Source organism: Streptomyces sp. CA-142005, from assembly GCF_050942335.1.
In the GTDB taxonomy this organism is placed as follows: Bacteria; Actinomycetota; Actinomycetes; order Streptomycetales; family Streptomycetaceae; genus Streptomyces.
In genome coordinates this window covers 6953768-6974071 of the sequence record NZ_CP192078.1, presented here as the reverse complement: position 1 = coordinate 6974071, position 20304 = coordinate 6953768, and the positions used below count along the sequence as shown (strand labels likewise).

Here is a 20304-nt window from a genome sequence, read left to right as displayed (position 1 = left end):
GCTTTTCCGACAGGGGAATTCCTGAAAAGGCCTATGCCTTTTGCTTGTTACGGCTGTTGCCGATGACCATCGAGAACAGCGTGATGAGGACGGCGACGAGGAACATGGCCGTACCGATGACGTTGATCTGGACGGGGGTGCCGCGCTGGGCCGAACCCCACACGAACATCGGGAAGGTGACGGTCGAGCCGGCGTTGAAGTTCGTGATGATGAAGTCGTCGAAGGACAGCGCGAACGACAGCAGCGCACCCGCGGCGATGCCCGGTGCCGCGATCGGCAGGGTGACCCGCAGGAAGGTCTGCACGGGACCGGCGTACAGGTCCCGGGCGGCCTCCTCCAGGCGCGGGTCCATCGACATCACCCGCGCCTTGACCGCGGTGACGACGAAGCTGAGGCAGAACATGATGTGGGCGATGAGAATCGTCCAGAATCCCAGCTGAGCGCCCATGTTGAGGAACAGGGTGAGCAGCGAGGCGGCCATGACGACCTCGGGCATCGCCATCGGCAGGAAGATCAGCGAGTTGACGGCGCCGCGGGCGCGGAAGCGGTAGCGGACCAGCGCGAAGGCGATCATCGTGCCGAGCAGGGTGGCGCCGACGGTCGCCCAGACGGCGATCTGGAGGCTGATGGACAGCGAGCCGCACATGTCGGCGACGCCGCACGGCTGCTTCCAGGCGTCCAGGGAGAACTCCTGCCACTCGTAGTTGAAGCGTCCCTTCGGCTTGTTGAAGGAGAACACCGTCACGATGACGTTGGGCAGCAGCAGGTACGCGAGCGTCAGGGTTCCCGCGATGACGACGAGATGGCGCTTGAGCCAGTTGACGACGGGCATTTAGACCAGATCCTCCGTCCCGGACCGGCGGATGTAGATCGTGACCATGGCCAGGATGGCGGCCATGAGGATGAAGGAGAGGGCCGCGGCCGTCGGGTAGTCCAGGATCCGCAGGAACTGCGTCTGGATGACGTTGCCGATCATGCGGGTGTCGGTGGAGCCGAGGAGTTCGGCGTTGACGTAGTCGCCGGCCGCCGGGATGAAGGTCAGCAGCGTGCCCGAGACCACGCCGGGCATCGACAGCGGGAAGGTGACCTTGCGGAAGGTGGTCCAGGGCTTGGCGTACAGGTCGCCGGCCGCCTCGTGCAGCCGTCCGTCGATCCGCTCCAGCGAGGTGTACAGCGGCAGGATCATGAACGGAAGGAAGTTGTACGTCAGTCCGCACACCACCGCCAGCGGTGTGGCGAGGACGCGGTCGCCGGCCGTCCAGCCGATCCAGTTGGTGAGGTCCAGGACGTGCAGCGAGTTCAGGGTGTGCACGACCGGGCCGTTGTCGGCCAGGATCGTCTTCCAGGCCAGGGTGCGGATCAGGAAGCTGGTGAAGAACGGCGCGATCACCAGGATCATGATCAGGTTGCGCCAGCGGCCCGCGCGGAAGGCGATCAGATAGGCCAGCGGGTAGCCGAGCAGCAGGCACAGGACCGTGGCGGCGGCCGCGTAGAGGACGGACCGCAGGAACTGCGGCCAGTACTCGCTCAGCGCGTGCCAGTAGGTCGCGAAGTGCCAGGTGACCTTGTAGCCCTCCTCCAGCGAGCCCGTCTGCACGGAGGTGGAGGCCTGGTAGATCATCGGCAGCGCGAAGAAGACCACCAGCCACAGCAGGCCGGGCAGCAGCAGCCAGTACGGCGTGAGGCGGCCGCGCTTGCGCGGGGGCTTCTTCTCCTCGGTCACGGGCGCGAGGGGCGGGGGCGCCTCGGCTTCGGTCAGCGTCGTCATCAGGCGGCCGCCTCTTCCTCGGTGCCCGCGTCGATGTCCTGGGCCGCGTCCAGGCCGAAGGTGTGCGCCGGGCTCCAGTGCAGGACGACGTCGGCGCCGGGCACGAGCCGGCCGTCGCGCTCGACGTTCTGGACGTACACCGAGAGCTCGTCGCAGACCGGGCTGTCGATCACGTACTGGGTGGAGACGCCGATGAAACTGGCGTCCGCGATCTTGCCGGTGAGCCGGTTGCGGCCCTCCGGTATCTCGCCCGCGTCGTCGGCGTGCGTGAGGGAGATCTTCTCGGGGCGGATGCCGACCAGCACCTTGCCGCCGGCCGTCGCCGGGGCCGAACACCGCGCCTTGGGCAGCACCAGCTTGCCGCCGCCCGCCTTGAGCACGATGTCGTCGCCGTTCTTGGTGTCGACCTCGGCCTCGATGAGGTTGGAGGTGCCGAGGAAGTTCGCGACGAAGGTGGTGTTCGGGTTCTCGTACAGGTCGGTGGGCGAGCCGAGTTGCTCGACGCGGCCCGCGTTCATCACGGCGACCGTGTCGGCCATGGTCATGGCCTCCTCCTGGTCGTGCGTGACGTGCACGAAGGTGATGCCGACCTCGGTCTGGATGCGCTTGAGCTCCAGCTGCATCTGGCGGCGCAGCTTGAGGTCGAGGGCGCCGAGCGGCTCGTCGAGCAGCAGCACCTTGGGGTGGTTGATGAGGGCGCGGGCGACGGCCACGCGCTGCTGCTGGCCACCCGAGAGCTGGTGCGGCTTCTTGCGCGCCTGCTCGCCGAGCTGGACCAGCTCCAGCATCTCCTCGACCTGCTTCTTCACGCTCTTGACGCCGCGTCGGCGCAGGCCGAAGGCGACGTTCTCGAAGATGTCGAGGTGCGGGAAGAGGGCGTAGGACTGGAAGACCGTGTTCACCGGCCGTTTGTACGGCGGCAGATGGGTCACTTCCTGGTCGCCGAGGTGCACGGTGCCGGAGGAGGGTTCCTCCAGGCCGGCGATCATGCGCAGGGTGGTGGTCTTGCCGCAGCCGGAGGCGCCGAGCAGGGCGAAGAAGGAGCCCTGCGGCACGGTCAGGTCCAGCGGGTGTACGGCGGTGAAGGCGCCGTAGGTCTTGGAGATGCCGGAGAGGCGGACGTCGCCGCTGTTGTCTGTGGTCATCGTCGTCACGCCCCTGTGAGCTTCGAGAACTTCTGCTGGTAGGCCGTCTCTTCCTTCTGCGTCAGCGAGCGGAAGGCGTGGGACCGGGCCTGCATGGCCTTGTCGGGGAGGATCAGCGGGTTGTTCGCCGCGTCCTTGTCGATCTTGGCGAGGTACGGCTTCACTCCCGCCACCGGGCTCACGTAGTTGATGTAGGCCGCGAGTTCGGCGGCCGGCTCGAGCTCGTAGAAGAAGTCGATGAGCCGCTCGGTGTTCGTCTTGTGACGCGCCCTGTTGGGGATCAGCATGTTGTCGGTCGACGTCATGTAGCCGCTGTCGGGGATGATGTAGCCGACGTCCGGGCTGTCCGCCTGGAGCTGGACGATGTCACCGGCCCAGGCGATGCACGCGGCGAAGTCGCCCTTGGAGAGGTCGGACGTGTAGTCGTTGCCGGTGAAGCGGCGGATCTGGCCCTTGTCGACGGCCTTCTGCAGCCGGGCGACCACCGCGTCGAAGTCGTCGTCGGTGAACTTCGCCGGGTCCTTGCCCATGTCGAGCATGGTCATGCCGATGCTGTCGCGCATCTCGGTCAGGAAGCCGACGCGCCCCTTGAGCTTGGGGTTGTCGAGCAGGTCGGAGACCGACTTCACCTCGACGCCGTCGAGCACCTTCTTGTTGTAGGCGATGACGGTCGAGATGCCCTGCCAGGGGTAGGAGTACGCCCGGCCGGGGTCCCAGTCGGGGGCGCGGAACTGGTCCGACAGGTTGGCGAAGGCGTGCGGCAGGTTGGACGGGTCCAGTTTCTGGACGTACCCGAGGCGGATCATGCGGGCGGCCAGCCAGTCGGTGAGCACGACGAGGTCACGGCCGGTGTCCTGGCCGGCGGCGAGCTGCGGCTGGATCTTGCCGAAGAACTCGTCGTTGTCGTTGATGTCCTCGGTGTACTTCACCCGGATGCCGGTCCGCTTGGCGAACGCGTCGAGCGTGGGGTGCCGCTTCGTCTTGTCGTCCACGTCGATGTACTCGGGCCAGTTGGAGAAGTTGACGACCTTCTCCTTGGCCGAGTGGTCGTCGGCGGACACGCCTCCTTGCGTCTTGGTCGCCGCGGGGATGCCGCAGGCGCTCAGCGCCCCGAGTCCGCCGACCGTGAGCGCGCCGCCCGCGGAGGCGCGCAACAGCGACCGGCGGGTCATCGCGGCCCGGCCGCTGCGGAAGCTGCGCCGTATGGCGGCCAGTTCGACCGGTGTGAAGCGGTCGGGCTCGTACTGCTCCATGCGCGTGGTGCCCTTTCGGGAGGGATGGGTGGTCGGCCTGGTCGAGGGCCGGAACGTCACACCCGGCGGCAAGCCGGCTCCTGCTGATGTCCGGTTGCTACCGGTCCCCGAAGATCGTGCGGTGCCAGTCCTTCCTTGCGACCGCCGTGTTGTCGAACATTACGTGCTTGACCTGCGTGTATTCCTCGAAGGAATACGCCGACATGTCCTTGCCGAAGCCGGACGCCTTGTATCCGCCGTGCGGCATCTCGCTGATGATCGGGATGTGGTCGTTGATCCACACGCAGCCCGCCTTGATCTCGCGGGTGGCGCGGTTCGCGCGGTACACGTTCGTGCTCCACGCGGAGGCGGCGAGGCCGTACGGGGTGTCGTTGGCCAGCCGGATGCCCTCGTCGTCACCGTCGAAGGGCAGGACGACCAGGACCGGGCCGAAGATCTCGGACTGGACGATCTCGCTGTCCTGGGCGGCGTCGGCGATCAGGGTCGGCCGGTAGTAGGCGCCCCGCTCCAGGTCGCCCTTCGGGGCCTCGCCGCCGGTCACCACGCGCGCGTAGGCACGCGCGCGGTCCACGAAGCCGGCCACCCGGTCCCGCTGGACGTGCGAGATGAGCGGCCCGAGGTCGGTGCCGGGAGCGAACGGGTCCCCGAGCCGCACGCTCTCCATCAGGGCGGCGGTCCGCTCCACGAAGGCCTCGTACAGCGGCCGTTGCACGTACGCGCGCGTGGCGGCCGTGCAGTCCTGGCCGGTGTTGATGAGCGCACCGGCGACGGCCCCGTGGACGGCGGCCTCCAGATCGGCGTCGTCGAAGACGACGAACGGCGCCTTGCCGCCGAGCTCCAGATGCAGCCGCTTGACCGTGGCGGTGGCCACCTCGGCGACGCGCTTGCCGACGGCGGTGGACCCGGTGAAGGAGGTCATGGCGACGTCCGGGTGCCCGACCAGGTGCTCCCCCGCCTCCCTCCCGGTCCCGGTCACGATGTTGATCACACCGTCGGGAATGCCGGCGTCCGTGGCGGCCCGGGCGAACAGCAGCGAGGTGAGCGGGGTCAGCTCGGCGGGCTTCAGCACGATGGTGTTGCCCGCGGCGATCGCCGGCAGGATCTTCCAGGCGGCCATCTGGAGGGGGTAGTTCCAGGGCGCGATCGATCCGACGACACCGATCGGCTCGCGCCGGACGTACGACGTGTGGTCCCCGGAGTACTCACCGGCGGACTGCCCCTGCAGGTGCCGGGCGGCGCCCGCGAAGAAGGCGGTGTTGTCGATGGTCCCCGGCACGTCGAACTCGCGGGTGAGCTTCAGCGGCTTGCCGCACTGCAGGGACTCGGCGCGGGCGAAGTCCTCCGCGCGGTCGGCGAGCACGGCGGCGAACCGGTGCAGGGCGTCGGAGCGCTCGCCCGGGGTGGCCGAGGCCCAGCCCGGGAAGGCCTCCCGCGCGGCGGCGACGGCCGCGTCGACGTCGTCGGCGCCGGCCAGCTCGTAGGTGTACACCTCCGCGCCGGTGGCGGGGTCGACCACGGCGTGGGTACGGCCCGAGGTGCCCTTGGCCGGTCGGCCGCCGATGAACTGCGCGCCCTCGGCGAACCGCTCCTGCGCGGGGAATCGTTCCGGGGTGGCGGTGCCCGGGTTGTGCATGTCGCTCTCCTCCGCCGTTCGCCCCGTCCCGGGGGGTGGGTGGCGTAGCTCCAGCTCGATTTGAGTGCCGATCCTGACAGAGCTATAGGACTCCAACAAGTGATTCCGTTGTTGCCTTTTGGTTACGCGACGGAATCTGTCGACCAGGTGTCGAGTAGGGCCCGAAAAGGGCGGACGAACTGTCAGTGGTGCGTGCCAGACTCGCCTGCATGGGGAAGATCGACGGGGTGGAAGCCCTGATCAGGGAGGTTCGGGCGGGGTCCCGGATCAAGTACCTCCACTTCTGGGGGCACCGGCCGAGGCCGGACGGCAGGATCGGCGCGAGCTGTCTGAGCCAGTGGTGGCCCTCACCGTTCACGGTCGACGGGGTCGCCTACGCGACGGCCGAGCACTGGATGATGGCCGGCAAGGCGCGGCTGTTCGGGGACGCGGAGGCGGAGCGCGGGGTGCTGGCCTCCGGCCATCCCTCCCAGGCGAAGAAGGCCGGTCGGCTGGTCCGGGGGTTCGACGAGGCGACATGGGAGCGGGAGCGCTTCCGGATCGTGGTCGAGGGGAGCGTGCACAAGTTCGCGGCCGACGCTGCGCTCCGGGAGTTCCTGCTGAACACGGGTGACCGGGTGCTGGTGGAGGCGAGTCCCGTGGACCGGGTGTGGGGGATCGGGCTGGCCGCGGATGACGAGGCGGCTTCGGATCCCGAGCGGTGGAAGGGCCTCAACCTCCTGGGCTTCGCGCTGATGGAGGCGCGGGACCGGTTGAGAGCGGAGTGACGCCGTCGAGGGTGCGGCGCGGTCCCGGCCGCCGGTGCGGCGGGGGTCGATCGCGCCCCGACCGGCCCGTCAGCTGCTGAACGCGATCAGGAAGGCGATGAAGCCCAGGGCCAGGACGATGCCGGACCCGCCGCAGACGAGACCGGCCAGGGCCACACCGGGGTTGGTGGCCTCGCCGCGCTTGGCCTTGCCGCGGCCCAGTGCGCCGAAGATCAGCGCGAGGGTGCCCAGCACCAGGGCGATCGGCCACAGCAGGAAGCCGACCGCCGACAGGATGCCCAGCACGAGAGAGGCCGTGCCCATGCCGTTGCTCGGCAGCGGCTGCATGCCGGGCCAGCCGTAGGGGCCGGGGTACGGCGGCTGGGACTGGCCGGGGTGGCCGTACGCCGCGGGCATGCCCGGGTAGCCGTACGGCACCTGGCCGGGGCCGTCGGGGGCGATGGGCGGCGGGGGCACGGGCTCGGGTCCCGCGTGCTGCGCGGCGGGCGGGGCGTAGGCGGCGGCCGGCGCCGCGTAGGGGTTCGCGTGGGTGACCGGCGGGGCGTACGGGTTCGCGGGCGGCGTGGCCGCCGGAGGCGCGAACGGGTTCGCCGCCGGGGGCGCGGCAGCGGCGGCCGGCGGGGCCCAGGCCTGCGGCGCGGCAGCGGCGGGCTCGTCGGGCGAGGAGGGCAGCGAGGTCAGCGTCTGCTGGTAGGGGACGGACCCGTCACCGGGTGCGGAATCCGGACGCGACCCGGGTATCGCGCCCTGCCCCGGAGCCTGCCAGGGGGCCTGGTCCTCCGGTGTCCGCTTGTCCAGGGACACCCAGGGCGCCGACGGTGCCTCGCCCGCAGGCTGGTGCCGCTGTGGCGTGGACTGTGGCACCTCGTCGGACATGGTGAAGGCCCCCTCTGCTGGACGTCCCGCCATGCTACGGGCAGGCCGTGACGGCGTGGGGCCGGGGCCTACGATGATCCCGCGCAACCGATCAGCCGATCACCGCGCCCGCACCGGCGACCCGGCCCCACCGGCCACGCCACGCGGGCGCCCTTCCCGGGGAGGACCCCATGACCGACAGTTCCGTACCCGCCGCCGGCACCGCCGACCGCGATCTACGGACCTTCATCGCCGGACTGCCCAAGGCCGAACTGCACGTCCACCACGTCGGCTCCGCCTCCCCGCGCATCGTCTCGGAACTGGCCGCCCGCCACCCCGACTCGAAGGTCCCCACCGACCCCGAGGCCCTCGCCGACTACTTCACCTTCACCGACTTCGCGCACTTCATCGACGTGTACCTGTCGGTCGTCGACCTCATCCGCACCCCGGAGGACGTCCGGCTGCTGACCTACGAGGTCGCCCGCGACCTGGCCCGGCAGCAGGTGCGCTACGCCGAGCTGACCATCACCCCCTTCTCCTCCACCCGGCGCGGCATCGACGAACTGGGCTTCATGGCGGCGATCGAGGACGCCCGCAAGGCCGCCGAGGCCGAGTTCGGGACCATGCTGCGCTGGTGCTTCGACATCCCCGGCGAGGCCGGGCTGGAGTCCGCCGAGGAGACGGCACGGCTGGCCACCGACGACCGGATCCGGCCGGAGGGACTGGTGTCGTTCGGGCTCGGCGGGCCCGAGATCGGCGTGCCCCGGCCGCAGTTCAAGCCGTACTTCGACCAGGCCATCGCCGCCGGTCTGCACTCGGTCCCGCACGCCGGCGAGACGACCGGCCCGGAGACGGTGTGGGACGCGCTGACCCATCTGCGCGCCGAGCGCATCGGGCACGGCACCAGCTCCGCGCAGGACCCCGAGCTGCTCGCCCACCTCGCCGAGCACCGCATCCCGCTGGAGGTCTGCCCGACCTCGAACATCGCCACCCGCGCGGTCCGCACCCTGGACGAGCACCCGATCAAGGCATTCACCCGGGCCGGGGTGCTGGTCACGATCAACTCCGACGACCCGCCGATGTTCGGCACCGACCTCAACAACGAGTACGCGGTGGCCGCCCGGCTGCTCGACCTGGACGAGCGGGGCCTGGCCGACCTCGCGAAGAACGCCGTGGAGGCGTCGTTCCTGGACGCCGGCGGCAAGGCCCGGATCGCGGCGGAGATCGACACCTACACCGGCGCCTGGCTCGCCTCCTGACACACCCCACATCGGGGGCACCCCACAATGGGGGCCATGCAGACCGTGACCGCCGTGGCCCATCGCGGCGACCCCTACCGTGTCCGTGAGAACACCATCGACTCGCTGCGTTCCGCGCTCGACCGGGGCGCGGACGCGGTCGAGATCGACGTACGGCTCACCCGCGACGGCGTCCCCGTGCTGCTCCACGACGACACGCTGGAGCGGCTGTGGGAACTCGGCCGGCCGCTCGCCGCGCTGTCCGCCGAGGAGGTGCGCGGGCTCACGGCGGGCGGTGTGCCGACTTTGGCGGAGACGCTGGCCGCGACCGGCGACAGCCGGGTGATGGTGGACCTGTGCGGGCGGGTCGGGCGGCGGATGGTGGACCGGGTCATGGACGTGGTCCGGCAGAGCGGGGCCCAGGAGCGCGTCTACTACTGCGCGGGCGCCGAGGCGATGCTCGCCGTCCGCGCCGCCGACCCGGCCGCCGAGATCGCGCTGACCTGGACGAGCCTCGCCCCGCCCCGGCCCGCGCTGCTGGACGTGGTCCGCCCGCGCTGGCTCAACTACCGCTTCTCCCTGGTGAGCCGGGAGCTGGCGGCCCGCGTCCACCACGACGGTTACCTGCTGTCCGTCTGGACCCCGGACACCCGCCGCTCGATGAGCCGCCTGCTGGACCTGGGCGTCGACTCGATCACCACGAACCGGGTCGACGTCCTGCACGCCCTGCGCAACGGCGGCGGAATCGGCGGCACCGCCGGCCGTTAGGCACCGGAGAACTCCAGCGGGGGCGCGATGGCCTGGGCGTCCGCCCCCTGCCCCACCCACAGCCCGATCAGCAGCGCCGCCGTCGCCTCCAGCAGCCCCGCCCGGTCCAGTCCCCCGGCGTTCAGCGGCTCACAGCCGAGGTCCCGCACCAGCCGTCGTACGACCGTGAGCGCGTCCTCGTCATTTCCGCACAGCGGTACGGCGAGCGGGCGGCCCCCGAACACCGGCGGGGTCAGCCGCCAGACGCTCTCGTGGCACAGATTGAACGCCTTGACCACGCGGGCGCCGGGCGCGGCGGCGGCGATGCGCTCGGCCGCCGCCGGGCCGCCGGCCGTGAGCAGTCCGAAGTCCGGGCCGCCCACCGGATTGGTGCAGTCGATCAACGCCCGCCCGCGCAGGGCGACTTCGAGACCGGCGACCAGGTCCACCGCCGCCGCGTACGGCACCGCGAGCAGCACCGCGTCACGGCCGTGCGCCACCGCCGCCCGGACGTCGCCGCGCGACCGGCTGCCCGCGACCACGTCGTGCCCGGCCCGCTCCCACTGCCCGCCCAGCGCGTCCGCCATCGACCCCGTACCGAGAATCCCTATCCGCACAACTGCCTCCTTCTTCCGGCACGTCGAATACGCGCATGACAGTAGGAAGCCGCTCGGGCACCATTCGGTGTGTGACCGACGACCACGCCTTTCTCGCCGACTGCCGGGCCCGGCTCGCCTTCGATCTGCTCGGCAACACTTGGAACTCGGTGATTCTGTGGGCCCTCAGGGACGGCCCCGGCCGGCCGGGCGCGCTGCGCGAGCGCATCGGCGGGATCAGCCAGAAGGTGCTGACCGAGACGCTGCGCCGGCTGGAGTTCAACGGCTTGGTGGAGCGGCGGGCCCACGGCGGCTCGCCGCCCCGCGTCGAATACGGACTGACGCCGCTGGGACGGACGTTGCTCGGCCCGATCGACGCCTTCGGTGCCTGGGCGTTCGAGCACGGGGACGAGGTCATGGCCGCCCAGGAGCGCTACACCCGGGACCGCTGAGGCACCGTCGCCGTGTCGGCCGGGGTGGCGCGGGTGAGGTACTGCGGCACGGGTGCGGAGTCGTCGCCGGTGTCGCGGACCAGTCCGTAGCGCCGGGCACCCTGGGCGGGGCCGGTCGTGACGTCCTTCTCGACCGCGTCCCACGTGGTCGGGAACACGCTGAGGCCGTAGTCGGCGCCGCGTTCGTTCTGGGTGAGGGTGACACTGCCGTCCAGGCAGAAGTACTCGTTCTGCCACATCTGCTGGGTGCCGGGCGGCAGGACGTCGTGACCGACGGCCGGACCGCCCATGCCGGTGACGTCGGGGTCGGCGCCGAGAGGGTCGTCCATGCGGCGGCCGCCGCCCGAGGCCACGTGGAAGAGCCGGCCCTTCAGTCCGGTCCAGGCGGGCATGACCAGGCTGCCGGACCGGTACTGGGGCGAGATCTGCCGGCGGACCAGCACATAGCCCGTGCCGCGCAGGGTCACGCTCTCCCCGCGGTGGTTCATGACGGCGTGGGCGCCGCCGGTGCTGGTGATCCCGGTCTCGGGCCGGCGCGGCAGTGCCCCGGGCGGGGTGTCGGAACCCGCGCCGCGTACGACGGTGGCCTGCGGGCGGGCCTGCTGGCCGCTCTGGGAGTGCGGGTTGGCGGTGAGCCGCTGCCAGCCGGCCGGCCAGGGCTCCCGGCCCGCGGCGACCCGGACCTTGGCGCGGTGCAGGTCGCCCGCGTTGTGCAGCAGGCCGGGGCGGGCGAACGCCTGCTGGCGCGCCGGCGTGGTCTGGGCCGCGTCGGCCCCGGCGCCGGAGAACGCGGCGATCCCACCGCCGAGGGCTCCGGCCGCCGCGAGTCCGCCGCCGAGGGTGAACAGGCCCCGGCGGGTGAGGCGGTGCTTGTTGGCGCGCTTGTGCGTGGGGGTGGGTTTTTCGCCCGACGGCGATCCGCCCGCCTCGCCCGTGGGGCCGATCCCGCACCACTCACCCGCTCAAGCGGCCGTGAGCGCTTCCAGCCGCTTGATCTTCCGGCGTACGACGTACAGCGGGACGACCCCGAACACCCCGAAGGACATGTCGATCAGGCTCCACCAGAAGGGGATGCCCCGGATCGGTCCGCAGACCAGGGCGAGCGGGATGATGCCGGCGCAGGCGATCATCGCGAACTCGACGACCCAGATGTTGCGGACGGGGTCGCGGTACGGCCCGTAGAAGGCGACCGCGATGACGAGGTGGGCGAAGGCCAGCCAGTCGGTGCGGTAGAGCAGGAACGGGTAGTCGCTGTCGGCGGTGTCGAGCCCGTCCCGCACCCGGGAGATCCAGGCCGTCAGCCCGGGCAGCTGCTCCGGCACGGACAGCGCGCGCAACGCGCTCTCGGTCCAGCGCAGCTCGTGCACCAGGGGGAAGGCGGTGGCCCCGCTGAGGACGAGGCACACCACGAAGAAGACCAGCCAGACGCGAATGCCCTTGAGCAGGGCGGCTCTGTCGCTCATGGCATGAGCGTACGCCCACTTTTGAACGCGTTCAAAAGCACCCCCCTTCTCAGCCTCCTTGCCGCCCTTGCCCGCGTCACCCCAGCGGTTCGTCCAGCGGCACCTGCCACACCCCCGGCAGATGCCCGTCCAGCTCGCCCGGCTCGAAGCGGCACATGCCGACCGCGTGCCAGAACTCGCCTGTGACGTCTCCCTCGTACTTGTAGCCACCGGACGGGGACAGCGCCGCCCAGCCGCCGGGCATGCCGACCAGGGTGACCCTCAGGGTGGCCGGGCCGTCGGCGGGCACGTTCCACAGCCGTACCGTGCCGTCCTCGCCTCCACTGGCCAGCAGGGAGCCGTCGGGGCTGAACGCCACGGCGAGGATCCGGCCGGTGTGGCCGGTCAGAACAGCCGTCTCCCGGCCGGTGTCCGGGTTCCACAGGCGGACCGTACGGTCGTCGCCCGCCGTCGCCAGCAAGGGCCTCGACGGATGCACCGCCGCCGTCCACAGCTTGCCGGTGTGGCCGGTGAGCCGGTGGTCGATCTCGCCGTCCCTCCAGATCACCGCCGTACCGTCCCAGGACGCGCTGGCGAGCCAGGAGCCGTCGGGGGCGAAGGCCACGGCGTACACCCGGTCGGTGTGACCGGCGAGTTCGGCGGTGACGCCACGGCCGTCCATGTCCCAGATCCGCACCTTGCGGTCGTCGCAACCGGTGGCCAGGACCGAGCCGTCGGACCGGAAGGCGATGGCGCGGACCCGGCCGTAGTGCTCGGTGATGGTGGCGACGTTCGCCCCGGTGGCGCGATACCACAGCCGGACCGTGTCGTCGTCGTTGGCGGTGGCGAGGAGTTCGCCGTCGGCGCTGAACGCCTCCGCCCACACGTGGTCGGTCTCGACGTCGAGTTCGCGCTGGTACTCGCCGGTGGCCGCGTTCCACAGGTAGAGGTCGCCGTCGCTGCTCGCGGTGGCCAGCAGGGGCCCGGCGGGGCCGAACACCGCCGACACCAGGCGGTCGCTCTGGCCGGTCAGTTCGCGCAGCCGCCGGCCGGTGGCGGAGTGCCACACCCGGACGACACCGTCGTTGCCGCCGGCCGCCAGCATCGACCCGTCGGAGCTGAAGGACAGCGTGCCGACGCGCCGCCCGTGCCCGCGCAGGATCCGCCGGCCCTGGCCGGTGGCCGGGTCCCACAGCCGTACGACACCGTCGTTGCCGCCCGTCACCAACAGCGCGCCGGGAGCCTGGACGGGCGTGTCGCCGTGCGGGCGGAACTTGCACACCCACACCGAGCCGCGGTGCTCGGCAGGCTGCCGGTTCAGTGGTACGGCGACGGGGTCGGCCTGCGGGTCGATCCGCCACAGCCGGACCACCCCGGCGCTGTCCCCGGCGGCGAGCAGGGTCCCGTCGGGGTCGAACAGCACCTGGTACACGGCCCCGCGGCAGCCGCCGAGCAGCCCGGCGGAGCGCCCGCCGGCCAGGTCCCACAGCCGTACCTCCCCCTCGGTGTCCCCGCTGACCAGCAGGGCGCCGCCGGGGTGGAAGTCCAGGGTGTAGACGCGGCCGGAGTGCCCGGCGAACTCGTGCCGCGGGGTGCCGGTCGCGAGGTCCCACACCCGTACCGCGCCGCCGTCCCGGTCGTCGCCGCGGTCGGTGGTGGCCAGCAGGGCGCCGTCCGGGCTGAACCGCGCCCGGTACACCGCGCCGCGGTGCCCGGGCAGTTCGCCGGTCTGCCGCCCGGCCTCCAGGTCCCACAGGCGTACGGCGCCGGAGGCGTCCCCGGTGACCAGGGTGGTGTCGCCCGGTGCGAACGCCACGGTGTAGACGGGCGCGGAGTGACCGGGCAGCCGGTGCAGCGCGGTGCCCGAGGCGGTGTCCCAGACGGTGACCACGCCGGCGGCGTCTCCGGTGGCCAGCAGGGCCCCCTCGGTGTCGAGGGTGACCGGCCAGACGCCGTCCGGGTGGATCTCCAGCCGGTGCGCACAGCGGCCGGAGACCGGGTCCCACAGGCGCACGGTGCCGTCGGAGCTGCCGGTGGCCAGGACCCGGCCGCGGAACTTGACCGCGTACACCCGGCCGGTGTGTCCCTGGAGCGTGCGCAGCGGGATGCCGGTGGCGGCCTCGCAGACCAGCACGCCGCCGTCCTCGCTGCCGACGGCGAGCAGTTCGCCGTCGGGGCTGTAGGAGATGGGTTCGGGCAGCCGGCTGGTGCGCATGTCGAAGCCGTACGGCACACCGACCGCGGAGGGCCGGAAGCCGGAGTCGACGGCCATGCCGGGCGCGATCGCGGCGGTGGCCAGCTCGGGGCTGCGGTCCAGCGGGCCGGTGGTCGCCGCGATCAGGGCCGCCCGCCGCCACCGGCCGCCGTCCACCCGGGCGCCGGTCAGGTCGGTGCCGATCAGCCGGGCCCGCCCGAGGTCGGCGCCGCGCAGGTCGGCGCCCGTCAGATCGGCACCGTCGAGCCGGGCGCCGACCAGCCGGGCGCTGCGCAGGACGGCACCGGAGAGGTTGGCGCCGACCAGCCGGGCGTCGGTGAGGTCGGCGCGGGTGAGGTCCACCCCGGAGAAGTCGCGGTGGGACAGGTCCTCCCCGGCCAGGGCGGCGCCGCGCAGATCGGTGTGGGCGGGCACGCGGAGCCGGCTGAGGATCTTCACGGCGTTGGCGCGGGCCGCGTCCGGAGAGGTGTCCGCGGAGGAGCCGGACAGCTCCCGCTCGGCCCACGCCTGACAGATCCGGTGGTCGGCGAGGTCGCACAGGAACTCGACCGCCAGCTGGCTGAGCTGGCGCCGGTTGAGCAGACTAACGTCGCCGGCGGTGAGCCGGTGGCCGCACTCGCGGGCGACCAGCCACTCCACCACCGAGCCGTGGATGAACCGGAACACGCCGTCCTCGCTGCGCACCAGCAGGCTGCCGGAGCCGATGGCGTGCGCGGTCTGCGGCACCGACAGCCGGGCGTCGGCGAGCCCGGTCAGGGTCTCGGCGACATCGGTCAGCTCGTCGAGGCGCAGCGAGTCCTGCCCGCTCTCCCACAGCCGCAGGGCGAGCGCGGTGACCGCGTCCCACAGCTGGTCCAGGGAGAGTCCGGGCGCCCGGCCGGGGCTGCCGCTGCCGCGCTGGACCTCGAAGTTCAGCCAGGCGGTGAGGACCTCCTCGTACAGCCCGGCGGGGCTGAGGGCGCGCCCGGCGCCGGCGACCGCGCGCAGCCGGTCGTCGTCGAGGTCGGCGACGAAACCGAGCAGCCGGGGGTTGCGGCACAGGGCGAGCAGGTCGGGGATGGCGTCCAGCAGCCGCAGCCGGTGGTCGGCGGTGCGTTCGTCGCCGTCGTAGCGGTTGACCAGGTAGGCGCGGATCTGCCGCGGGCTGAACTCCTGCACGGCCAGCACCCGGCGGTGCGGGAGCAGGCCGACGCGTTCGCCGAGCGCGGTGAGCACCTGGCCCTGGGAGCGGAAGTGCTGGGTACGGCTGGACACCACGATCTTGGCGCTGTCCACGGCGGAGTCCAGCAGCACCTGCAGCCGCTCGGCGGCGCGGTCGTAGGTCACCTGGTTGACGAGTTCGTCGAAGCCGTCGAAGAGCAGCACGATCCGCCCCTGCTGGAGCATGTACCTGAAGGCCCGCAGATCGATGTTGTCGACGCCGTGCGCGGCGAGGTGCGCGGCGACCAGACCCTCGAACGAATAGGCCCGGTCCAGCGCGTGCAGCTCGATCAACAGCGGGACCAGATGCGGCAGTTCGGCCGGGACCCGGCGGGCCAGCTCGCGCAGCGCGAAGGTCTTGCCGTGCCCGAAGTCGCCGAGCAGCAGCAGGAAGCGCCCCTGGTCGGAGTCGAGCAGCCGCAGCATCTCGTCCACCAGCCCGTCGCGGTCCTCGGCGTCGAGGCGCTCCACCTCCCGGTACCGCTGCGGCAGGTACATGCCCGGGGGGTAGCGCGGGTCGGTACGCAGCCGCTCGCTCTGCCCGGCGACATAGCCGCGCAGGTCCAGCAGTCCCTGGAACTCGGTGAAGCTGCGCACCCGCACGCCGCGCCGCCGGGCCGCGTCCCGCAGCTCGCGTGCGGGCGGCGGCCCGTCGTGGACGAGTTCGGCCTCCGCCTCGGCGTCGGCGGCGTGCACGAGGGCCACGAACCGGTCGACGTCCTGCGCGGTCGGGGTGCCGACGTGGACGGCCACCCGCTGCTGCCGTACGAAGCCCGACTGGCTCCAGGTGACCAGCAGTTGCGGCAGCGGCCCCTCCACCGGGCGGATCTGGGCGCCCTCGTGCCGGGTGCGGCAGACCTCGGCGACCCTGGCGAGCAGTATCTCGGCGGGGCTCTGCACGGCGCGCGGCTCGGGCTCGGGGGCGGGCGCGGGAGTGCCGTCGCCGGCGTCGTCGGGCGCTGCCTGAGCCCCGAAGGCCCGGTCGGCCCGCCGCCACTGGACAGCCCGCCGCCGCGGCTCCCCCGGCCCCTGCCAGACGGCCAGCCCCTCCCGGCCGACCCGCACCAGCTGGTGCCCGCCGGGCCGCGTGGCACCGATCACCGGCACCTCGCCGGAGGCGGTGGCCAGGTCGGGCAGCGCGCCGGGCTCGGCCGGGCCGTGCAGCAGCAGATGCAGCCGGGGCGCGGTCAGCCGGGTCAGCACATCGGTGTCGCGCAGCGGCCCGGTGCCGTCCAGGGCGGCCGTGCCGGCGCGCCGCACGCCGGCGGCGGCGACGCGGGCACCGGGCGAGTGCCGCACCGCCCCGATCCTCAGCCACCCCTCGGTCTCGTGCGGGCGCAGCGCCTGCGCGAACCAGGCGGCCTGCTCGCGCCCGACCAGCCCGTACTGGTCGTCGCGCCGATGGCTGTAGGCCATGGACGAGTTGAGCCCCGCGACCACGGTGTGCAGCTCGGGCACGGGGAAGAGGGTCCACGGCTGGTCGCTGTCGAAGACGACGTCGAGCCCCTGGTACAGCTCCTGGAACAGCCGGGCGAAGTGCCGCCACTTGGGCCAGTACGGCGGCCGGGGCGGCATCTCGTCGGCCTCGCAGGTGCTGAAGTAGGCCTGGCAGGCGGCCTGGTTGACGTCCTGGCCGCCGGGGACGAGGGCGACCCGGTGCGGTTCGAGCCCGAGCAGGGCGCGCAGCCCGGTGAGAAAGGCGAGGGCCTGCTCGAACTCGCGCCGGCTGCCGGAGGCGGTGAGGTCCCCGGTGACGACCAGCAGATCGGGCGAGGGCGCCCCCGCGTCGGCCAGCTCGACCAGGTCGCCCCAGATCGCGGCCTGCAGCTCGGTGGGGTCCTGCCCCCGTCCGAAGGCGGGCCCGGCCAGCTGGAGCACGGTGACCGCCTCCCGCTCCCGGACCGCTCCGGACACCCGCGGGTACGACGGCGCCGCCGCCGGTCTGCGGCGCCCCGCCCACCCGGGACCGCCGAGCGGCCGCCCGGGGCTCGGTACCGCCGGGGCGGCGGGCACGGGGTGGCCGCCCGCACCACCGGGGTAACCCGGCGGCAGGCTGGGGCGGGCCCGCCCGTCCAGGGCCTGCCGGACCCGCGCGAGCAGCAGCTCCCGGGCCGCCGCCGGGTCGGCGACCGGTACCAGGTCCACATAGGTGATGGTGGCCAGCAGCCCCTCCACGGGGATGTCCTCGACCCGCACGGTGATCAGGCGCCGCTCCGGCGCGTCCGGGTCGGCGCGCAGCGCGGCCTGCCACTCCATGCGCCCGTAGCGCGAGCGCTCGTAGTTCCGGGACAGTACGGCGATGACGGCGGCGGACTCGCTCACGCCCCGGTCCATGAAGTCGACGAAGTTCGTGCCCGGCACGAAGTCCCAGGCCTGCAGGACCGTCCGGTACCCGGCCTCCTCCAGGGTCCAGGCGATCCAGGACGCCCAGCGTTCGTCCGCCGGCGAGTAACTGATGAAGAAGTCCAATGGCCCGGTGCTGTCCCCCGGGATGTTCTGACGAGCCACCATGTATTGATGATGCCGTGAAAAGAGAGGTTGATACCGGTCGTTTCCAGGCCTTCGACGGCGCCCTGGTCACAGCGGCGCACAAACGTGCGACCCTTCCAACCGTGCGTGCCTTATTGCTGCGTCTGCATGTGCTCGACCGGGTGGCGATCGGTCTGCTGGCGACCGGACTGCTGTGCGTGGCCACGGGTTTGCTGCCGACGGATTCCGCGTCCCACGCGATGACGCGCATCGCCCCTCTGCTGGCCTTCCTGGGCACGGTCATCGTGCTGGCCGAACTGACCAGCAGGGCCGAGGTGTTCGACGTGCTGGCGGCGCGGGTGGCGAGGGCCGCGCGGGGCAGCTATCCGCTGCTGTTCCTGCTGTGCGTCGCGTTCGCCTCCGTCACGACGATCGCCCTGAATCTGGACACCACGGCAGTCCTGCTGACGCCCGTGATGCTGGCGCTCGCCTCGCGGGTGGGCATCGCGCCGGTGCCGCTGGCCATGACGACGGTGTGGCTCGCCAACACGGCGAGCCTCCTTCTGCCCGTGTCCAACCTGACCAACCTGCTGGCCAGCAACCGGGTCGCGCTGTCCCCGCTGGGCCTGGCGGGGCGGATGTGGGCGCCGCAACTCGCCGCGCTGGCCGTGACGATGGCTTGTTTGTGGCTGTTCTTCTGGCGCCGGGGCAGGCGTGGGGGGCCGGTGGTCGACGCGTCCGGCTTGATGCCGGACATGGCGCTGTCGGGGCCGGGTGCGGCGCGCGCGGCGGACGTGCGGGCGGACACCGCCGACCGCTATGTGCCGCCCGCCGTGCACCGCCCCGCCGACCCGGTGCTGTTCCGCGCCTGCGCGCTCGCCTGCGCCGGCTTTCTGCTGGCCATCCTGGTGGCCGACGTACCGCTGTGGATGGCGTCCGGGACGGCGGCGCTGGTCGCCGTGGCCGCGTTCACGGTCCGGGACCGGTCGGCGATCCGCCTCTCGCTCGTCCCCTGGCGGCTGCTGGTGATGGTCCCCGGGATGTTCCTCGTGGTGGAGACGGTCAACGCGCACGGGCTGCACGACCTGCTGGCCTCGGCGGTCGGCACCGACGGCGGCCCGCTCGGCCTGTTCCGCGCGGCGGCGGTCGGCGGCGGCCTGTCCAACGCCCTCAACAACCTCCCGGTGTACCTGGCCGGGGAGGCGGCCGTCCCCGTGGGCAACCACGACCAGCTCCTCGCCCTGCTGATCGGCACCAACGCCGGCCCGGTGATCACGCCGTGGGCGTCCCTGGCCACGCTGCTCTGGTACGAGCGCTGCCACGCGTACGGCGTACGGGTGCCCGTCACCCGGTTGATGGGCACCGGCGCGGTACTGGCCGCGTGCGCGGTGGGGGCGGCGGTGGCGGCGCTGGCCCTGACGCGCTAGCCGCTCGTCTTCACGGCACCGAGGAACGCCGACCAGGCGGGTGCCGAGAAGACGACGGCGGGGCCGGTGGGGTTCTTGCTGTCGCGGACGGGGACGTGGGTGGGGGCGGCGGTGTCGTTGACTTCGAGGCAGTCACCGCTGCTGCCGCCGCTGTACGTCGACTTGCGCCAGGTGTCAGGAAAGGTCTGCTCGCTGCGCTTCATGTTCGTAATCCTCCGCGACCGACCTGATGAGCGCCAGGGACTTACGGTGCGACAAAGCGTCGCCCAGCGCGTGATCGTAAGCCACCTGGCATTCGCGGACCACGGACGGTAGTTCCAGTATCCGGCCCGACTTCAGGCCCTCCGCATATGCAATGGGCGGAAGGTCCTCGAACCACATGAGCGACACGAATCCCTCCAGCAGGGCGTGGTATCCCACCGAGAAGGGCAGCACGTGCACACGGATGCGGTGGCTCTCCCCCAAACCCGCGATGTGACGGAGTTGCTCGCACATCACCCGCGCACCGCCGATCTTCCGCCGTAGCACTGCCTCGTCGAGCAGCATCCACACCTTGGGTGAGTGGAAGTCGTCCAGAATGCGAGCGCGCTCAAGCCGTGTGACAAGGAGCTCGTCACGTTCCTCGGCTGTCTTGGGGGATGCACCCGAACTCAGCACCTCCCGGGCATACGCCGGGGTCTGAAGGATGCCGGGTACCAACTTTGGCGCGTACTCCCGGATCTCGATCGCCTGCCCCTCGAACTCCAGCGCCTCCGCGAAGTGCTCCGCCACCTTCCTGCCGTCCAGCGTCGGCAGGAACCGCTCGAAGAACCCATCCGTGCCCAGCTCCCGGTCCAGCCGCCGCGCGTCCTCCACATCGGGCCGCCGGCGCCCGGCCTCGATATGGGCGATGTGCGTGCGGGACATAGCGACACGCTGGCCCAGCTCCTCCTGCGTGAGCCCCGCCGCCTCCCGCCGCCGCCTGAGTTCCTCCCCGTACCGCACCCGCGAGATCGGGTTGTCCTCGATGGCCACCTTTCAACTCCCCCTCGTGCTGACTCCGTCGTCACGCTCGGTCATCTTCCGAAGGTCCGCGCGCCCGCACCACTCTGTGCAGG

16 protein-coding genes and 1 pseudogene are annotated in these 20304 nt (G+C 72.0%); 5 read left to right on the top strand and 12 right to left on the bottom strand.

Going from position 1 to position 20304, the window contains the following annotated elements; all coding sequences use genetic code 11:
* Positions 1 to 31 precede the first annotated feature (31 nt).
* From ACQPXS_RS32625 to ACQPXS_RS32605, 5 genes are all read right to left on the bottom strand, one after another.
* A complete protein-coding gene (locus tag ACQPXS_RS32625) occupies positions 32 to 832 on the bottom strand; it encodes an ABC transporter permease (protein WP_433452921.1) in 801 nt (266 codons plus the stop codon).
* Complete coding sequence (locus ACQPXS_RS32620) at positions 833 to 1768, bottom strand: ABC transporter permease (protein ID WP_433452919.1); 936 nt, start codon at positions 1766 to 1768, stop codon at positions 833 to 835.
* The gene (locus ACQPXS_RS32615) at positions 1768 to 2922 is read right to left on the bottom strand and encodes an ABC transporter ATP-binding protein (RefSeq protein WP_351807132.1); all 1155 of its coding nucleotides are present in this window, start codon (positions 2920 to 2922) and stop codon (positions 1768 to 1770) included. Before ACQPXS_RS32615 ends, ACQPXS_RS32620 begins: the two co-directional genes overlap by 1 nt.
* Positions 2919 to 4166 (bottom strand): ABC transporter substrate-binding protein, encoded by a 1248-nt coding sequence (locus ACQPXS_RS32610; protein WP_433452917.1) that lies wholly within the window; start codon positions 4164 to 4166, stop codon positions 2919 to 2921. Before ACQPXS_RS32610 ends, ACQPXS_RS32615 begins: the two co-directional genes overlap by 4 nt.
* A gap of 97 nt (positions 4167 to 4263) precedes the next feature.
* The gene (locus ACQPXS_RS32605; protein WP_433452916.1) at positions 4264 to 5799 is read right to left on the bottom strand and encodes a gamma-aminobutyraldehyde dehydrogenase; all 1536 of its coding nucleotides are present in this window, start codon (positions 5797 to 5799) and stop codon (positions 4264 to 4266) included.
* Positions 5800 to 6008: 209 nt separating this feature from the next.
* On the opposite strand from ACQPXS_RS32605, the gene ACQPXS_RS32600 reads away from it, so the two are divergent.
* Positions 6009 to 6566, top strand: a complete 558-nt coding sequence (locus ACQPXS_RS32600) for an NADAR family protein (RefSeq protein WP_433452914.1) — start codon at positions 6009 to 6011, stop codon at positions 6564 to 6566.
* Between the two features lie 69 nt (positions 6567 to 6635).
* Here the strand turns inward: ACQPXS_RS32600 and ACQPXS_RS32595 are convergent, their stop codons facing one another.
* Positions 6636 to 7442 (bottom strand): DUF4190 domain-containing protein, encoded by an 807-nt coding sequence (locus ACQPXS_RS32595; RefSeq protein ID WP_433452913.1) that lies wholly within the window; start codon positions 7440 to 7442, stop codon positions 6636 to 6638.
* A 66-nt stretch (positions 7443 to 7508) separates the two neighbouring features.
* Here ACQPXS_RS32595 and ACQPXS_RS32590 point away from each other — a divergent pair.
* Positions 7509 to 8680: pseudogene (locus ACQPXS_RS32590) on the top strand (adenosine deaminase); the annotation flags it as partial.
* Between the two features lie 36 nt (positions 8681 to 8716).
* Positions 8717 to 9427 carry a glycerophosphodiester phosphodiesterase gene (locus ACQPXS_RS32585; protein WP_356305989.1) on the top strand — a complete coding sequence of 237 codons (711 nt, stop codon included), beginning with the start codon at positions 8717 to 8719 and terminating at the stop codon, positions 9425 to 9427.
* Here ACQPXS_RS32585 and ACQPXS_RS32580 read toward each other — a convergent pair.
* A complete protein-coding gene (locus ACQPXS_RS32580; RefSeq protein ID WP_433452912.1) occupies positions 9424 to 10023 on the bottom strand; it encodes an NADPH-dependent F420 reductase in 600 nt (199 codons plus the stop codon). The two genes, ACQPXS_RS32585 and ACQPXS_RS32580, sit on opposite strands and share 4 nt — an antisense overlap.
* 71 nt (positions 10024 to 10094) lie before the next feature.
* Here ACQPXS_RS32580 and ACQPXS_RS32575 point away from each other — a divergent pair, with 71 nt between their 5' ends.
* A complete protein-coding gene (locus ACQPXS_RS32575; RefSeq protein WP_433452911.1) occupies positions 10095 to 10454 on the top strand; it encodes a winged helix-turn-helix transcriptional regulator in 360 nt (119 codons plus the stop codon).
* On the opposite strand, the gene ACQPXS_RS32570 is transcribed toward ACQPXS_RS32575, so the two are convergent.
* From ACQPXS_RS32570 to ACQPXS_RS32560, 3 genes are all read right to left on the bottom strand, one after another.
* Entirely contained in the window at positions 10436 to 10942 is a 507-nt protein-coding gene (locus tag ACQPXS_RS32570; RefSeq protein WP_433452910.1) for a hypothetical protein, read from the bottom strand. The genes ACQPXS_RS32575 and ACQPXS_RS32570 overlap by 19 nt on opposite strands.
* A 474-nt stretch (positions 10943 to 11416) precedes the next feature.
* Positions 11417 to 11917, bottom strand: coding sequence for a hypothetical protein (locus ACQPXS_RS32565; RefSeq protein ID WP_433452908.1), 501 nt, complete (start codon positions 11915 to 11917; stop codon positions 11417 to 11419).
* Between the two features lie 76 nt (positions 11918 to 11993).
* Complete coding sequence (locus tag ACQPXS_RS32560; protein WP_433452906.1) at positions 11994 to 17822, bottom strand: TIR domain-containing protein; 5829 nt, start codon at positions 17820 to 17822, stop codon at positions 11994 to 11996.
* 101 nt (positions 17823 to 17923) lie between these two features.
* Here ACQPXS_RS32560 and ACQPXS_RS32555 point away from each other — a divergent pair, with 101 nt between their 5' ends.
* On the top strand, positions 17924 to 19207 hold the full coding sequence (locus ACQPXS_RS32555) for an SLC13 family permease (protein ID WP_433452904.1): 1284 nt from the start codon (positions 17924 to 17926) through the stop codon (positions 19205 to 19207).
* Here ACQPXS_RS32555 and ACQPXS_RS32550 read toward each other — a convergent pair.
* Positions 19204 to 19410: a DUF397 domain-containing protein gene (locus ACQPXS_RS32550; protein WP_433452902.1), complete on the bottom strand. Its 207-nt coding sequence runs from the start codon at positions 19408 to 19410 to the stop codon at positions 19204 to 19206. The two genes, ACQPXS_RS32555 and ACQPXS_RS32550, sit on opposite strands and share 4 nt — an antisense overlap.
* A complete protein-coding gene (locus ACQPXS_RS32545) occupies positions 19382 to 20221 on the bottom strand; it encodes a helix-turn-helix domain-containing protein (protein ID WP_399183304.1) in 840 nt (279 codons plus the stop codon). Before ACQPXS_RS32545 ends, ACQPXS_RS32550 begins: the two co-directional genes overlap by 29 nt.
* Between the last annotated feature and the right edge of the window lie 83 nt (positions 20222 to 20304).

Excerpts from the sequence above, each read along its gene's own strand:
- ACQPXS_RS32625 (WP_433452921.1), bottom strand. The coding sequence starts at position 832 with ATGCCCGTCGTCAACTGGCTCAAGCGCCATCTCGTCGTCATCGCGGGA.
- ACQPXS_RS32620 (WP_433452919.1), bottom strand. The coding sequence starts at position 1,768 with ATGACGACGCTGACCGAAGCCGAGGCGCCCCCGCCCCTCGCGCCCGTG.
- ACQPXS_RS32610 (WP_433452917.1), bottom strand. The coding sequence starts at position 4,166 with ATGGAGCAGTACGAGCCCGACCGCTTCACACCGGTCGAACTGGCCGCC.
- ACQPXS_RS32605 (WP_433452916.1), bottom strand. The coding sequence starts at position 5,799 with ATGCACAACCCGGGCACCGCCACCCCGGAACGATTCCCCGCGCAGGAG.
- ACQPXS_RS32600 (WP_433452914.1), top strand. The coding sequence starts at position 6,009 with ATGGGGAAGATCGACGGGGTGGAAGCCCTGATCAGGGAGGTTCGGGCG.
- ACQPXS_RS32595 (WP_433452913.1), bottom strand. The coding sequence starts at position 7,442 with ATGTCCGACGAGGTGCCACAGTCCACGCCACAGCGGCACCAGCCTGCG.
- ACQPXS_RS32585 (WP_356305989.1), top strand. The coding sequence starts at position 8,717 with ATGCAGACCGTGACCGCCGTGGCCCATCGCGGCGACCCCTACCGTGTC.
- ACQPXS_RS32570 (WP_433452910.1), bottom strand. The coding sequence starts at position 10,942 with ATGAACCACCGCGGGGAGAGCGTGACCCTGCGCGGCACGGGCTATGTG.
- ACQPXS_RS32565 (WP_433452908.1), bottom strand. The coding sequence starts at position 11,917 with ATGAGCGACAGAGCCGCCCTGCTCAAGGGCATTCGCGTCTGGCTGGTC.
- ACQPXS_RS32560 (WP_433452906.1), bottom strand. The coding sequence starts at position 17,822 with ATGGTGGCTCGTCAGAACATCCCGGGGGACAGCACCGGGCCATTGGAC.
- ACQPXS_RS32550 (WP_433452902.1), bottom strand. The coding sequence starts at position 19,410 with ATGAAGCGCAGCGAGCAGACCTTTCCTGACACCTGGCGCAAGTCGACG.